Annotated in this window: 13 protein-coding genes and 1 CRISPR repeat array; of the genes, 5 read left to right on the top strand and 8 right to left on the bottom strand. The window is 42.0% G+C overall.

Going from position 1 to position 13778, the window contains the following annotated elements; genetic code table 11:
• Nucleotides 1-74: 74 nt before the first annotated feature.
• The gene (locus HWQ37_RS02690) at nucleotides 75-242 is read right to left on the bottom strand and encodes a hypothetical protein (RefSeq protein WP_292743429.1); all 168 of its coding nucleotides are present in this window, start codon (nucleotides 240-242) and stop codon (nucleotides 75-77) included.
• A 110-nt stretch (nucleotides 243-352) separates the two neighbouring features.
• Complete coding sequence (locus HWQ37_RS02695) at nucleotides 353-493, bottom strand: hypothetical protein (protein WP_292743431.1); 141 nt, start codon at nucleotides 491-493, stop codon at nucleotides 353-355.
• Nucleotides 494-919: 426 nt separating this feature from the next.
• On the opposite strand from HWQ37_RS02695, the gene HWQ37_RS02700 reads away from it, so the two are divergent.
• The 4 genes from HWQ37_RS02700 (at nucleotide 920) to HWQ37_RS02715 (ending at nucleotide 6373) form a co-directional block, all read left to right on the top strand.
• Nucleotides 920-4033 (top strand): MFS transporter, encoded by a 3114-nt coding sequence (locus HWQ37_RS02700; RefSeq protein ID WP_292743433.1) that lies wholly within the window; start codon nucleotides 920-922, stop codon nucleotides 4031-4033.
• A gap of 486 nt (nucleotides 4034-4519) precedes the next feature.
• Nucleotides 4520-4792, top strand: coding sequence for a hypothetical protein (locus HWQ37_RS02705; RefSeq protein WP_292743434.1), 273 nt, complete (start codon nucleotides 4520-4522; stop codon nucleotides 4790-4792).
• Between the two features lie 278 nt (nucleotides 4793-5070).
• Nucleotides 5071-5313, top strand: coding sequence for a hypothetical protein (locus HWQ37_RS02710; RefSeq protein WP_292743436.1), 243 nt, complete (start codon nucleotides 5071-5073; stop codon nucleotides 5311-5313).
• 118 nt (nucleotides 5314-5431) lie between these two features.
• On the top strand, nucleotides 5432-6373 hold the full coding sequence (locus HWQ37_RS02715) for an extracellular catalytic domain type 1 short-chain-length polyhydroxyalkanoate depolymerase (protein ID WP_292743439.1): 942 nt from the start codon (nucleotides 5432-5434) through the stop codon (nucleotides 6371-6373).
• Between the two features lie 12 nt (nucleotides 6374-6385).
• Here HWQ37_RS02715 and HWQ37_RS02720 read toward each other — a convergent pair whose 3' ends face one another.
• The 4 genes from HWQ37_RS02720 to HWQ37_RS02735 form a co-directional block, all read right to left on the bottom strand.
• Nucleotides 6386-7216 (bottom strand): dienelactone hydrolase family protein, encoded by an 831-nt coding sequence (locus HWQ37_RS02720; RefSeq protein ID WP_292743513.1) that lies wholly within the window; start codon nucleotides 7214-7216, stop codon nucleotides 6386-6388.
• Between the two features lie 359 nt (nucleotides 7217-7575).
• A CRISPR array of direct repeats spans nucleotides 7576-8631; the repeat unit is 37 nt; unit sequence ATTGCAATTCATTAAAATCCCTATTAGGGATTGAAAC.
• A 73-nt stretch (nucleotides 8632-8704) separates the two neighbouring features.
• Entirely contained in the window at nucleotides 8705-8881 is a 177-nt protein-coding gene (locus tag HWQ37_RS02725) for a hypothetical protein (RefSeq protein WP_292743441.1), read from the bottom strand.
• A gap of 4 nt (nucleotides 8882-8885) precedes the next feature.
• Nucleotides 8886-9407 carry a DUF29 family protein gene (locus HWQ37_RS02730; protein WP_292743443.1) on the bottom strand — a complete coding sequence of 174 codons (522 nt, stop codon included), beginning with the start codon at nucleotides 9405-9407 and terminating at the stop codon, nucleotides 8886-8888.
• A 104-nt stretch (nucleotides 9408-9511) separates the two neighbouring features.
• On the bottom strand, nucleotides 9512-10135 hold the full coding sequence (locus HWQ37_RS02735) for a class I SAM-dependent methyltransferase (RefSeq protein WP_292743446.1): 624 nt from the start codon (nucleotides 10133-10135) through the stop codon (nucleotides 9512-9514).
• A 93-nt stretch (nucleotides 10136-10228) separates the two neighbouring features.
• On the opposite strand from HWQ37_RS02735, the gene hemH reads away from it, so the two are divergent.
• A complete protein-coding gene (hemH, locus tag HWQ37_RS02740) occupies nucleotides 10229-11395 on the top strand; it encodes a ferrochelatase (RefSeq protein ID WP_292743449.1) in 1167 nt (388 codons plus the stop codon).
• Nucleotides 11396-11672: 277 nt separating this feature from the next.
• Here the strand turns inward: hemH and HWQ37_RS02745 are convergent, their stop codons facing one another.
• Both HWQ37_RS02745 and purB read right to left on the bottom strand, forming a co-directional pair.
• Complete coding sequence (locus HWQ37_RS02745; protein WP_292743452.1) at nucleotides 11673-12224, bottom strand: DUF4126 domain-containing protein; 552 nt, start codon at nucleotides 12222-12224, stop codon at nucleotides 11673-11675.
• A gap of 244 nt (nucleotides 12225-12468) precedes the next feature.
• Nucleotides 12469-13764: an adenylosuccinate lyase gene (gene purB / locus HWQ37_RS02750; protein WP_292743455.1), complete on the bottom strand. Its 1296-nt coding sequence runs from the start codon at nucleotides 13762-13764 to the stop codon at nucleotides 12469-12471.
• Nucleotides 13765-13778 lie beyond the last annotated feature (14 nt).

The following is a 13778-nucleotide window of genomic DNA, read 5'->3' on the forward strand; positions in this document are numbered from 1 at the left end:
TGACTTCCGTTTTCTGTAACAATCCTTCCCTGTTATTTATTTGTTTTGAAATAATCAAAACTGGGATGCACCCTCTATTTCTCCTTAATCGAGCAGTATTGCATTGCAGTCGGTAGCAAATCAGGCATTTTTGCATTCAGGTGGCGAATCGTAGCTTCCATTTGACCACCAATCTCTCTGACTAGCTCGCACTTGTACTTGGTTCGATACCATTGATCTTGTTGTATACCGAAGTGACTCAAACACCTATCTCTAAAAGACTAGACTTGGCTTGATGGGCTGCATATACCGATGGGTGGACTCCACAAACAACCAGGCTGATTAAATTTACAACTGTGGAGAATAGTAACTCTCAAGTGTATTGAGTTTTTGCACTACGTTCAAATAGGTCATCCAGAATTTGGGGACATAACGCTTTTTCTAAAAGCCCACGAACCATCACGGAAACTGGACTTTCTTTTATAAATCGCTCAAACACCTGGCCTAGCAACATTTCTATTCTCCACCCAGCAGAGTTTCACTTCTTTTGAGCAAACTACAAATCAAGCCATTACACAACACCTTGAAAGGGCTAGTCCTAGAGAAGTCGGGGATCTAATTTTTCACAAATGATTTAGGATTGCTATATAATCCACTCCAACAAATCGCTATAAATAAACAATTAAAAATTAAAATTAACCGATATATTATATTTAATTCTAGCGTGCCAATTTAATACTTTTACCAAGAGATATTAAAAGTTATATCTTCCGCCGTATGAGGGTTTCAGCCCTTGGAGAGATGCTTTAAACAGCTAAATTCCCTGATTCTGAACTAAAGAGTTAGGTATTGCAATAGGTACAAACATAATAAATACTAAGAGTTACTTCTCAAGAAATTCTTAATTCCCCCAAATTCAAACTTAGTAGAAGGAAATCCAATGTTCCAAAGTACGGAAATCATGGTGGGACTCTATAAACCACTATTATGGTTAGCACAGGTTCCAGGAGAACCCTCAAACGTCACGCCAGAACAAGCATCGGTTCTCATTTCCGGGCCACGCTTTTTTGTGGCTTTAATCTCCGGCGTGATTCTTGCCTTTGCTTTCCAATTAGTTCTAACTAATCTCTCCCTTGCATTCGGTATTTCCTATCTGGGGCACTCATCTGACTCGGATTCAGATAGTAGGGAAGTGGGGAGTTTGGGCGGCAACATTCGCAAAATCGGTACAGCAGTGGGAATTTGGACACTAGCCACTGTGACGATCGCCTTATTAATCGCTTCTTATCTAGCAGTAAAATTGAGCCTTGTGATCTCAGACCGAGGATTGGGAGCGATTCTCGGTTTGGTAATTTGGGGTGCTTACTTTTTACTCCTAGTTTGGGTAAGTTCCACCACCGTCGGCTCCTTAATTGGCTCAGTTGTGAATACCGCAACATCTGGGTTTCAGGCGATTATGGGGACTGCTACCGCCGCACTAGGCGCTAAAGCTGTGAATAGCCAAGTGGTCGCCACAGCTGAAGCCGCCGCCTCCGCCATCCGTCGAGAACTAGGAAGCGCTATCGACCCCGTGAGTATCCGGGAAAACATTGAAGATTACTTAGAAAAGATCCGCCCTCCAGAACTCGATGTATCAAAGATTCGGAGTGATTTTGAGAATTTACTCAACGATCCGCAATTAAAAGCGATCGCTGGGACTCCAGATATCCGCAACATCGACCGCCAAAAGTTTATCGAGTTAGTCAGCAGCCGCACCGATCTTTCTAAAAAAGACGTTAGCCGCATTGCTGATACTTTGTATAAAGTTTGGCAACAAGTCGTAAGTCAGCAACCACCCACGGAAGACCGTTTGGGTGAGTTGATGGATTATCTGAAATCACTTCCGCCAGGACAAAGCAAAACAGACGAACTCAACGCCAAACTCGATCGGTTACTAGCAGAAAAGCGTGGTTCCAAAGAATCTGACCAAAAGGCAGCTACCGGGCCAATTCAAAGTACACTCCAGCAAGGAATATCTGCCTTAACCGGCATTGTGTTAGGACGCACAGATTTGTCTGATTTGGATGTGGAAAAAATCTTGGGTAGTCTCACCAGTGCTAAAGATAAAGTCACCCAACAAGCAGATAAGCTAGGTTTGCCAACACCATCACAACCCTACAGTCCAATTCGGGCTGATGTGGAAAACTACCTGTATAATACCTATGCTTGGCAACTGAGTTCAGAAAGAATTGCCCAGGAATTTCATGATGTCATCTACGACCCAGCTGCTGACCCTGGAATCGTCCGCCGGGAACTAGAACGCCTATCCCGCAATGATTTCGCCAAAATTTTGCAACAACGCGGATTGCTTACCCAAGGTCAAATTCAGCGTATTGCAAATCAGCTAGAAACTGTCCGCCAAGAAGTGCTGATCACAGTTAGAGCTATTGAAGAAAGAGAGATAGTCCAAGACTTGCAACGCGCAGTAGAAAGTTATCTGCTTGTTACTCCCAAGGCAGATTTGACTCCCGAAGGCATTGAGCGGAATTTTAAACCACTGTTAGCAGACTCAGAGGCAGATTACGAAACCCTGACATTGCGACTAGCGCACATTGAACGCCAAGAAATTCGGGAGATATTGTTACAACGTAATGATGTCCAGCTATATGAAGTAGACAGCATTCTCGATGAGTTGGAAAAACAACGCGATCGCGTCTTGGTAGAATCTAAAGGATTAGCAGAACAGGCACAATATCAAGCAGAAACCCTGTGGTTGAATGTAGAATCATATCTGCGTAACACCGGCAAATCAGAACTGAATCCTGATGCTATCCGCGCCGACTTCAAAAAGTTACTCGAAGATCCCCAAGCTGGAATTAGCTCAATTCGGGCGCGTTTGTCTCGCTTTGACCGCGATACCTTGGTGCAATTGTTGAGTCAGCGCGAAGATTTGAGTGAAGATCAAGTCAATCAAATCATCAATGCTACTGAAGAGTCATGGCATAATATTCGCCACACACCCCAAATTGTAGTCGATAAAGCTAAAGAGCAATACGACTCTGTGACGACAACGATCGCAGATTATCTCCGAAATACTGGTAAACAAGAACTGAATCCAGAAGGTATTCAACGAGATTTAACCAGATTGTTTGAAAATCCCCAAGAAGGAGCCGTTGCCCTGCGCCGTCGGTTGTCGCAAGTAGACAGAGATACCCTAGTGAAATTACTCAGTCAACGCCAAGACTTGAGTGAAGAACAAGTCAATGAAATCATTGATTCTACTCAAACTTCGATTCGTAACTTTGTGCGTGCGCCACGTCGCCTAGCTAGCCGCACACAGCAAAGAGTAGAAACATTCAAAGGTTATCTCGAAGAGTATCTGCGTCAAACTGGTAAAGAAGAACTCAATCCTGAAGGTATCAAACGCGACTTGCAATTATTGTTGCACGATCCGCGAGTTGGGGTGGAAAGTTTTGGCGATCGCCTTTCCCAATTTGACCGTGATACCATCATCGCCCTGCTGAAAATCCGGGAAGATATTTCTGATCAAGAAGCAGCGCGAATTGCCGATAACATGGTGTCCGTAAGGGATCAATTTGTCGAACAAGTGCGGAGCATCCAACGAGGCATTCAAGATGCAATTGACGGGGTTTTTGCCCGCATTCGTAACTATCTCAACTCCCTGGATCGCCCGGAACTTAACTATGATGGTATTAAGCGCGATCTTCGCACCGTTTTTGACGATCCCCAAGCGGGGTTTGATGCCCTGCGCGATCGCCTGTCCTCCTTTGACCGTGATACCCTAGTGGCAATTATGAGTTCTCGTGAGGACATCTCCGAAGAAGATGCCAACCGGATCGTAGACCAAATCGAACGGGCAAGGAACACAGTATTGCAACGTGCAGAACGTCTACAGCACGAAGCCCAACGCCGCCTAGAAGAGGTGAAGCATCAAGCACAACGGCAAGCAGAAGAAACCCGCAAAGCCGCAGCAACAGCAGCGTGGTGGCTATTTGCCACAGCATCCGTCTCCGCCATTTTCTCTGCATTAGGAGGAGCGATCGCTGTAGTTTAACAAGTTGTCTCCGCTAACTTTTAAGCCTCCCGATATGGGAGGCTTTTCTATGTTAAAAACACATACGCCACACAGTTTGATTTTTCAAATACACTAATTAACAATTCAAAATTCAAAATTAAAGACATTTCAGCATTAGACTTCCGACGTAGGTTGGGTGGAGCGGAGCGCAACCCAACATATATCAGGATGTTGGGTTACGCAAAGCCTCCACCCAACCTACAATTTTTTTGCTGTGGTTCGATTTTTCGTTACCTGTGCGTAAGTCCTGATATTGGCGGATTTTGTGTAAATATGCCTTTCAATATAGTCACATAAGAATATCATTTACCGCTCTGATCTCAGCAATTAGATAGGTGAAAATAGATTTGCTTTCATGTTTTAATCTGATTAAATAACTTGCAATCAAACTTCGGCTTATTATCAATAAATCGCCCCGTAACTTTTGCAAGTTAATAACTCTAACCTAAGTAGCAATTTCAAATCATGGAAAACACATTAATTGATAAAACCTTCCGTGACAGCAATGGCAAAATTGTTTTGGCCCAAATGCCAAACCCACCACTTATTCTTTGGATAGTAGCTAGTTTACTAACTCTAGTTTTTACAACTGGTAAAATCAATACAGTGTTAGACTTTCTCGCAAATGGCTCCTTGTTTACTTGGGCGTGGCTGGAGCTATTTCAAGGCGTTAATTATTTTCGCAGAGCGTTAGGTCTTGCCGTATTGATTGGGATGATCGCCTACAGAATTCAGTAACTATAAGTAATCAAGTAAAAAATAATACTAATAATAGGGAGTTCTAAACCCCTTTTTTTGTCCAAAGTTCAAAATGTGAATAAAGTCATGTTGAAATTATGACTTTATTACACTGTGCTTTCTTATTTAGCATCTTAAACTGAGAGCAATACAGCAAATCAATTAAATCGTGTAACAAACAAAACTTACCGTAGGGTTAATAGGTAAGAATATCTGTTCACAAATTATTGATAAATGCTGTATGAAACTCAAAAAAGTTAATTGATGGAGATTTGAACATGAAACGTATTCTATTAGGTACATTACTTGCTCTCCCATTTGCAATTTCCTCCTTGCCGTCACAAGCATCAGCCGCAGAAATCATTGTCAGACCCAATGTTCATAGAGCTGCTGTTGTGCATAGACCTATTGTTGCCCGCTTTCAACGAAAGTTAATTCCTGCACATTGGGAAACAGTACGACGCGGTAACAGGTGGGTTAAGGTTCGAGTTCCTGCTCGTTATGTAAATGTAAGAGGTTAATCTCTAAATAGAGGCTAACGACTAAAATAGAGTTGTTAGCCTCTATTTAGTACAAACTTGTTGCTAAATAAGACTTGGAAGTAAATAAAAGTAGCTGGCATAAGTCAATTTAATCAACATGAATATATATCAAAACTCTTGGTTCTTAAAAAAACTTTTGATATTTATACTGGGAATTAGTTTAGTGACAGCTGGCGATTCCATTCAGGCGGGAGAAAAAAGTATAACTAAAGAAAAAATCTTGATTGGTGATAATTATGGAGAACTATACGATCAAGGAAAGTTACGTACTTACTATTTTTATACTCCAAAATCCTATAATTTACACCGCCCAATGCCGTTAGTTTTAGTGTTTCATGGAGATGATGGTAATGGTCGGTCTATCAGTAATGTGACTCGCTTCAATGAATTAGCAGATCAAAAAGGATTTATTGTTGTTTATCCAGATGGAATTGACCAAAAATGGAGCCTTAGAGGTAACGCTCAAGGAAAAGTAGATGATGTTTTATTTGTCAATACTTTGATTAATCATCTTCAGCAGCAACTCAATATTGATAGTCATAAAGTTTATGCCACCGGTTTTTCTAGAGGTGGTATACTTACGCAAGCACTAGCTTGTAAGTTACCTGATAAAATTGCTGGTTTTGCGTCAGTAGCTGGTTCGCTCCCAGTTAGACTCAGACCTAGTTGCCAGCCTCAAACTCCCATATCGATGTTAACGATCAACGGTACAAACGATCGCGATGTGCTTTATGAAGGTGACGATCATACTCAACGAGGAGCGCTGGTTTCGATCTCAGACATGGTAGAGTTTTGGCGATCGCACGATCAATGTACCTCATCAAATGCATCTTTGAAGTTTTCTGAAGATAAAGTGAAAACCGCTATCTACACAGGTTGTAGTGGCAACTCCGAAGTCTGGCAGCTAGCGGTAGTAAACGGCGGACATTTTTGGCCTGGTGGTTCTTCAACTGACAAGAGTTTAAACAAATTCAATGCCAAGTTGGGGCTAAACGCCAGTGAAACAATTTGGAACTTTTTTCAGCGTCACAGTTCATGAGTAGCTAATTTTTTAAACACCATTTTGCTTAAACCATGCCAAGAGGTGTTTCCAACCATCCTTGGCTTCTTGTTCGCGGTATGAGGGGCGATAATCGGCAAAAAATGCGTGGGGTGCATTGGGATAGACGATGATTTCAGATTTACTGCTGCTAGACTTTAAGCGATCGCGCATTTGCTCTACTGTATCAAGAGGAATACCTGTATCCTTCCCACCATAGAGTCCGAGAACGGGGACTGTCAGTTTTGATGCAATATCGACGGGATACTTGGGCTGAAGTTTGGTAGCATCGCCCACAAGTCGCCCATACCACGCTACACCAGCCTTCACCTGGGGATTATGTGCAGTATATAACCAGGTAATACGACCGCCCCAACAGAAGCCTGTAATTCCCAACTTCTCGCCATTACCCTTAGCTGATTTCTTTGCCCAGCCTACTGTAGAATCAAGATCGGATAACACTTGGGCATCTGGTACTTTGGCGACAATTGGACGAATTTCGTCTATATTGCTTAACTTCGAGACATCGCCTTGACGCACAAATAATTCTGGTGCGATCGCTAAATATCCCAACCGAGCAAAGCGACGAGTGATATCCTGGATATGCTCGTGTACACCAAAGATTTCCTGGATTACCAGAACAATTGGGAAATTATCACCAGTAGCTGGTGCTGCTCTATAGGCAGGAATTTCGCCATCTTTGACGGGAATTTTCACCGCACCAGCTACTAACCCCTTGCTATCAGTAGTGATAACTCCGGCAGAAATGGGTTGTACTGCGAGGGCAAAACCTGTTGCTAGGGTGGCTGTTGCAATGAATTGGCGGCGAGTTACTTCTTGCATCATCTCTACCTTGACTTAGCGAAAATTTTATTATTTGTTATGAGTACAGTACTATAAAATAAATACTACAAATTATCAATCGGCTTACCGTAATATTTAGCTTTATATGCGCGGCAGGGTAGGTGTACAAATCTCGCAGCCCTAAAAAAGTGCTTCTATCCCAACACCAGCAAGCATTTCAGCCCACTAATCATCCAATCTTCATCCGCGCAATCTCTGAAATGCTTACGAAAATTGGGTTTTAGCGTTTAAACTTTTCTGACACTCTTTCCAAATCAATTCTCTAATGCTATGATTGCCCTTGAATCGCGCAACCGCACCTTGAAAACTAAATATAGCTGGGCTTTCAGCCTCCTGCCATTGCAATTCATTAAAATCCCTATTAGGGATTGAAACATCTTTTGAAGAGATTCTAATGATATTCCTAGTATAATTGCAATTCATTAAAATCCCTATTAGGGATTGAAACCCACAGATGAAATCCGACAACCGCCAGAGTCGGATTGCAATTCATTAAAATCCCTATTAGGGATTGAAACGTTGAAAAATTATTATTAGCTGAAGCCACGCACCAATTGCAATTCATTAAAATCCCTATTAGGGATTGAAACATAACATCTGTGTCCATAAACCTTAATCCATTCTTCGATTGCAATTCATTAAAATCCCTATTAGGGATTGAAACCCAACTTCTTTCTTTATGCTATTGATGTAGCTGCTAATTGCAATTCATTAAAATCCCTATTAGGGATTGAAACTGCCCTTGTAGGCGATAACGCGATCGCCTACCTTGAATTGCAATTCATTAAAATCCCTATTAGGGATTGAAACCTGACTCGCTCCAATCCATCTTTTCGATCAACTACATTGCAATTCATTAAAATCCCTATTAGGGATTGAAACACTAACTTTATTCCCAGAAATAGAAATGTGATGGATTGCAATTCATTAAAATCCCTATTAGGGATTGAAACAAGCACCCAATTGGCTATCAAGGAAGCTTTAAGTATTGCAATTCATTAAAATCCCTATTAGGGATTGAAACCTCAACTATTTGGCAGTATTCAAGTTGCCTGATGGAATTGCAATTCATTAAAATCCCTATTAGGGATTGAAACGTCATTCCCAATTTCTGTTGCTTGTATCCATGATTTATTGCAATTCATTAAAATCCCTATTAGGGATTGAAACTGAGTGCGATCGCATTGCACTATGGCGATTAGTGACATTGCAATTCATTAAAATCCCTATTAGGGATTGAAACATTGCAGAACTCTCTGCAAAACTCAAATGGACTTTGATTGCAATTCATTAAAATCCCTATTAGGGATTGAAACAGAAATCAGGCTAGGGAAGCCGTTAAGTCAAGCAGATCCAAATTGCAATTCATTAAAATCCCTATTAGGGATTGAAATAAAGGTGGCGGTGGGGTCTGGGGAAACCCTAGATATAAAACTTAGTATCAATATTAGACAAAGAGCGATCGCCTTATTTTTCCCGATTTATCCAATCTTCTCCACCAGCTAACTGACTGAGATAATCATCCATAATCGCTGGTAATTCCTTTGGTGAATAAGTATATGTTAATTCATCTACAATTGCCAAGGCATCTGCGTAACGTCCTTCCAAAATGCTCTTTTTGAGGTCTATTAATTCCTGCGTCATTTTTTCACTTCCTACCTGCTTTCCAATCTTCTCCACCGACTAGCTGAGTTAAATTTTCAGCCAAAACTGCGGATAACTCCTTAGCTGAATAAGAATAAGTTAGCGCCAAAAACTTCAACGCAGTCTCAATAATTTGGTTCCTATCCACCATTTCAGACAGTTGGAATTGATTATATACTCCATTCATTACTTCATCGCTGGCATCTGCGATCGCATCCTCAATAACTTCCTCTTCTATCAAATTATTCCACTCATCTAAATTAATATAGTAAGATTTTCTATTATCTTTTATATTAAGATTTTTAATTTCTCGGATTGAATTACGAATAGAAGCTGCCCATGAACCAGTTAATCGCTGCTCTAGTTGGTTTTTAATCAAATGAATGAGCAGTATCCTTAAATAAGCTTGGATATTCCGCAGAATAGCTTGTTTACTCATGCCCTCTAATTCATCAACAATTACCAAGGCATCTGCGTAACGTCCTTCCTGGATGCAAGTTCTGAGGTCTATTAATTCCTGTGTCATTTGTTATTAACCTCAAAATTGTATTATGCTAATTACAATATAACAATCACCTATACTTTATTAATAGCAGAGTATCTTACCTGCCATTAATAAAGGAGTATTGTTCACTTGCTCGCCTGTATCACTTGCAAGCTCCCCCCTGCATATAAAGTTGACTTACTCGCTGCAAAGCCAGTTTTAGCTAACAACTCAACCAAATCAGTTTTCAGCAATTCCCAAGCTGTCTCCGTTTCAAACAACAACAAAAACACCGATACTCCAGGCCAAAATATCGGATTTGTCGGAGCATGAAAATCCACCAGCGTAAAAACCCCTCCTGGCTTCAGCACCCGATAAACTTCATTAATAATTTTTCGTAATTGCTGAGGCTGCATCTCGTGTAATGCAACGCTGGTATGCACCACATCAAATAGATTATCTGCAAATGGCATCTCCTCGGCAAAAGCTTCTATGTATGAAGCTTCCGGTACATTTAGCCGCGCCCGTTGTAAAGACTTGGGTGAAGCGTCCAATCCTGTTACGTTTTGTGAACTTTTTACTAAAAACTCCGTTGTTTGACCACTACCGCAACATAAATCTAAAACTTGAGTATCTGAGTGAATTGTTAAGCCTTGCAAAGCAAGTTGCCGAAAACGGGCTTCACCACCTACACTTAAGGCTGCTAAACTAGAGATACCATCATATAACCACTGATAGCGGTAACTCCAATCTCTTAAAATTGTTGCCATTGCATATTTCCTTGCTATTAAGCTTTATATTTAATAAAGATATATTGTTAACATTAGTAAAAAAACTGAAAAGATTGGGGGAAAGTAACTGCTATGGGTCGTGTAGGCGTCTTATTACTCAATCTCGGTGGTCCTGATAAGCTAGATGATGTCGGGCCGTTTTTGTACAATCTATTTTCCGATCCGGAAATTATTCGCCTACCATTTCGCTGGTTGCAAAAGCCCCTAGCCTGGTTTATTGCCACGCGGCGAACCAGAACATCTCAAGAAAATTATAAGCAAATCGGTGGTGGTTCCCCATTGCGGCGGATCACAGAAGCCCAAGGGGAAGCTTTAAAAGAACAGTTAGGTTTTTTGGGGCAAGAAGTTAATATTTACGTGGGAATGCGTTATTGGCATCCCTATACAGAAGAGGCGATCGCACAAATTACCCAAGATAAGGTAGAACACCTGGTTATATTACCACTATATCCCCAGTTTTCTATCAGTACCAGTGGTTCCAGCTTTCGACTTTTAGATAAACTTTGGCAAGAAGATCCAAAACTTCAACCGATTGATTACACCGTCATTCCTTCTTGGTACAAACAACCAGGCTATCTGCAAGCAATGGCGCAACTCATAGCCCAAGAACTTGAGCAATTCCCCAACCCGAATGACGTTCATATATTCTTCAGCGCTCACGGCGTTCCCAAAAGCTACGTTGAAGAAGCTGGCGACCCTTACCAGATGGAAATTGAAGAATGTACTGCATTAATTATGCAGACTCTCAATCGACCCAATGCCCACACTTTAGCTTACCAAAGTCGTGTCGGCCCAGTAGAATGGCTCCAACCCTATACTGAAGATGCCCTCAAAGAACTAGGCGCAGAAGGCGTGAAAGATTTGGTTGTCGTGCCAATCAGTTTTGTCTCAGAGCATATCGAGACATTACAAGAAATTGATATTGAGTATCGAGAAGTAGCCGAAGAGTCAGGAATTCATAACTTCCGCCGCGTGCCGGCTCCCAATACCCATCCAGTATTTATTAATGCACTAGCTGAATTAGTGATTGATGCACTGAAAAACCCCAGTTTCAAGCTTTCGCAAGCTGCCCAAATGAAAAAAATGGTAAAGATGTACCCTCAAGAGCGTTGGGAATGGGGTCTGACTACTAGTGCTGAAGTATGGAATGGTCGGATTGCGATGCTAGGTTTTATTGCCTTAATCGTAGAGCTAATTACCGGTCACGGCTTCTTGCACATGATTGGGCTTTTGCAGTAAATGAAAAGAGTTAGGAGTTAGGAGTTAGGAGTTAGGAGTTGGGAGTTAGGAGTTGGGAGTTAGGAGTTCTCGCCTAGTTCCCAGCCTCCAGGCTGGGAATGTATTCAAAAGAGGCTCTGCCTCTCCTCAAGCTACTGGAGGCGGAGCCTCCCAGAATGGTTTCCCAGCCTCTAGGCTGGGAACCAGTCACCAGTCAGGTCAAGGGCTGTATCTTTTCTTAGTGCCATTCCAGCATAGGCAAGGTGAGAATAATGCCCAATGTCCTATGCCCTATGCCCTATACCCTATGCCCTCTTTCCTTGTGATACCAGTCATACCACTGTTTAGCGCTACGAACTGCAAACCAGAGCAGTATTAAAGCAATCACTCCTCCTTGCCAGGGAGCATCAAAGGCAAATAGTACTAGAGCAATGCACAAGGTATCTTGAAGGAAGACTGCCCACAAGGGTAAGCCGCGTAACCGATAGAACCAACCAACTTGGACGAGTTGGAGTACCAAAGCTAATAAACCTCCAATTATGGCAATCAGCCAGTTTGGGGTTGCTGTTGCGGTGGCTACTGCTAACCCCATAATTGCGCCCACCACGGGAGACATAAACAACTGAACTAGTTGAATCGATCTTTGCCCCCAGAGCTTTTTTGAGAAAAATAATTCAATTAATGACCAACTGGTGAGGCAACCTAATAATATTGGTGGAGAAATGTGAGATAAAATTGGAACTTGCGACCACAAGTTACTACCCTGTAATAATCCAATAATCAGCAAAGGTATGCCTATTCTCATTCCTGCTGCCGCAGATGCAGAAAGTGTGGCTAGGATTTCAATCATCAAAGCACTCGTAATAACTAATAAATAAGTAAGTATTTGTTATGTATACTACCCAGTAGTGACAATAATTCGAGCATCATAAAGATTGCAATATTAAATTTTGTTGGTATCTTTATACAGAAGAATTCAGGATTCAGAATTCAGTAGTCAGAATTCAGGTTCGGTTAAACACATCAGCTTATGTCTTAGATTCAAGAATCCCCGTCTCTTTAGAGCGGGGAGTGTCAATACAAGCCAATTAATCCTAAATACCTAATCGTTGGTAAACTTCTTCTAAATGCCGTAGATGTTGCTGGGGGTCGAAACAAACCTCTAGTTCTGCTGGAGACAATTTTTGGGTAACACGCGGATCTTTGCTAATCAAGTCTTGGAAGTTTCCTTCTGGCTGATTCCAAGCGGCATGAGCGCTTTCTTGAACGATCGCATAAGCATCTTCTCGGTTGCTTCCCTTGTCTATCAAAGCTAGTAACACTTTTTGGCTGAACACAACGCCGCCGTAACAGTTGAGATTCCGTTTCATGTTCTCAGGATAGACCAACAGGTTTTTTACCAAATCGGTTATTTCTGATAGCATAAAATGCGTCAAAGTGCAAGCATCTGGCAAAATCACCCGTTCCACAGAACTGTGGGAAATGTCCCGCTCATGCCATAAGGCAACGTTTTCTAAAGCTGCACCGGCATGACTTCTGACGAGTCGTGCCATTCCCGTCAGTCGTTCCGAACGGATGGGGTTGCGCTTGTGTGGCATGGCTGAGGAGCCTTTTTGACCTTTGGCGAAGAATTCTTCAACTTCTAAAACGTCTGTTTTTTGGAGATTGCGAATTTCTACAGCAAAACGTTCAATGGTTGCAGCTACCAAAGCTAATTGTTGCACATAGTCGGCGTGGCGATCGCGCGAAATAACTTGAGTTGAGGCTGTATCGGGTTGGAGTCCGAGTTTTTGACAAGCGATCGCTTCTACACGGGGTTCAATATTGGCATAAGTTCCCACCGCACCAGAAATCTTACCAACAGCGATCGTTTGGCGGAGTATTATCAGGCGTTCTTGGTGTCGCAACACTTCTGCTAACCAACCAGCTAACTTAAAACCAAAAGTAATCGGTTCAGCGTGAATACCGTGCGATCGGCCAGCCATCACTGTATGACGATGTTCCCGTGCTTTTTGGCGAATTACCTGAATCAAATCTTCTAGACGTTGCAATAATATATCCAGGCTGGCAACTAATTGCAGTGCTAAAGCCGTATCCAAAACATCCGAACTAGTTAAACCCAGGTGAATGTAGCGTCCGGCATCACCAACATATTCATTGACATTTGTCAAGAAAGCAATGACATCGTGGCGGACTACAGCCTCAATTTCCAGCACCCGCTTCGGGTCAAAATCCGCCTTGGCCTTAATTTCCTCAACGGCTTCAGATGGAATGTAACCAAGTTCAGCTTGAGCCTCACAAACAGCAATTTCGACTTGCAGCCAAGTTTTTAGTTTATAGGCTTCATTCCACAGATTAGCCATTTCGGGCAAAGTATAACGCTCAATCACAGTTCGGCACAGAA

Origin of the sequence: Nostoc sp. NMS4, from assembly GCF_017115095.1 — a bacterium.
GTDB lineage: Bacteria > Cyanobacteriota > Cyanobacteriia > Cyanobacteriales > Nostocaceae > Nostoc.

What these genes read in the sequence shown, in the direction of transcription:
- HWQ37_RS02720 (WP_292743513.1), bottom strand. Translation starts at nt 7,216, where the DNA reads ATGCAAGAAGTAACTCGCCGCCAATTCATTGCAACAGCCACCCTAGCA.
- HWQ37_RS02695 (WP_292743431.1), bottom strand. Translation starts at nt 493, where the DNA reads ATGTTGCTAGGCCAGGTGTTTGAGCGATTTATAAAAGAAAGTCCAGTT.
- HWQ37_RS02730 (WP_292743443.1), bottom strand. Translation starts at nt 9,407, where the DNA reads ATGACACAGGAATTAATAGACCTCAGAACTTGCATCCAGGAAGGACGT.
- HWQ37_RS02745 (WP_292743452.1), bottom strand. Translation starts at nt 12,224, where the DNA reads ATGATTGAAATCCTAGCCACACTTTCTGCATCTGCGGCAGCAGGAATG.
- hemH (WP_292743449.1), top strand. Translation starts at nt 10,229, where the DNA reads ATGGGTCGTGTAGGCGTCTTATTACTCAATCTCGGTGGTCCTGATAAG.
- HWQ37_RS02715 (WP_292743439.1), top strand. Translation starts at nt 5,432, where the DNA reads ATGAATATATATCAAAACTCTTGGTTCTTAAAAAAACTTTTGATATTT.
- HWQ37_RS02710 (WP_292743436.1), top strand. Translation starts at nt 5,071, where the DNA reads ATGAAACGTATTCTATTAGGTACATTACTTGCTCTCCCATTTGCAATT.
- HWQ37_RS02705 (WP_292743434.1), top strand. Translation starts at nt 4,520, where the DNA reads ATGGAAAACACATTAATTGATAAAACCTTCCGTGACAGCAATGGCAAA.
- HWQ37_RS02735 (WP_292743446.1), bottom strand. Translation starts at nt 10,135, where the DNA reads ATGGCAACAATTTTAAGAGATTGGAGTTACCGCTATCAGTGGTTATAT.
- HWQ37_RS02725 (WP_292743441.1), bottom strand. Translation starts at nt 8,881, where the DNA reads ATGACGCAGGAATTAATAGACCTCAAAAAGAGCATTTTGGAAGGACGT.
- HWQ37_RS02700 (WP_292743433.1), top strand. Translation starts at nt 920, where the DNA reads ATGTTCCAAAGTACGGAAATCATGGTGGGACTCTATAAACCACTATTA.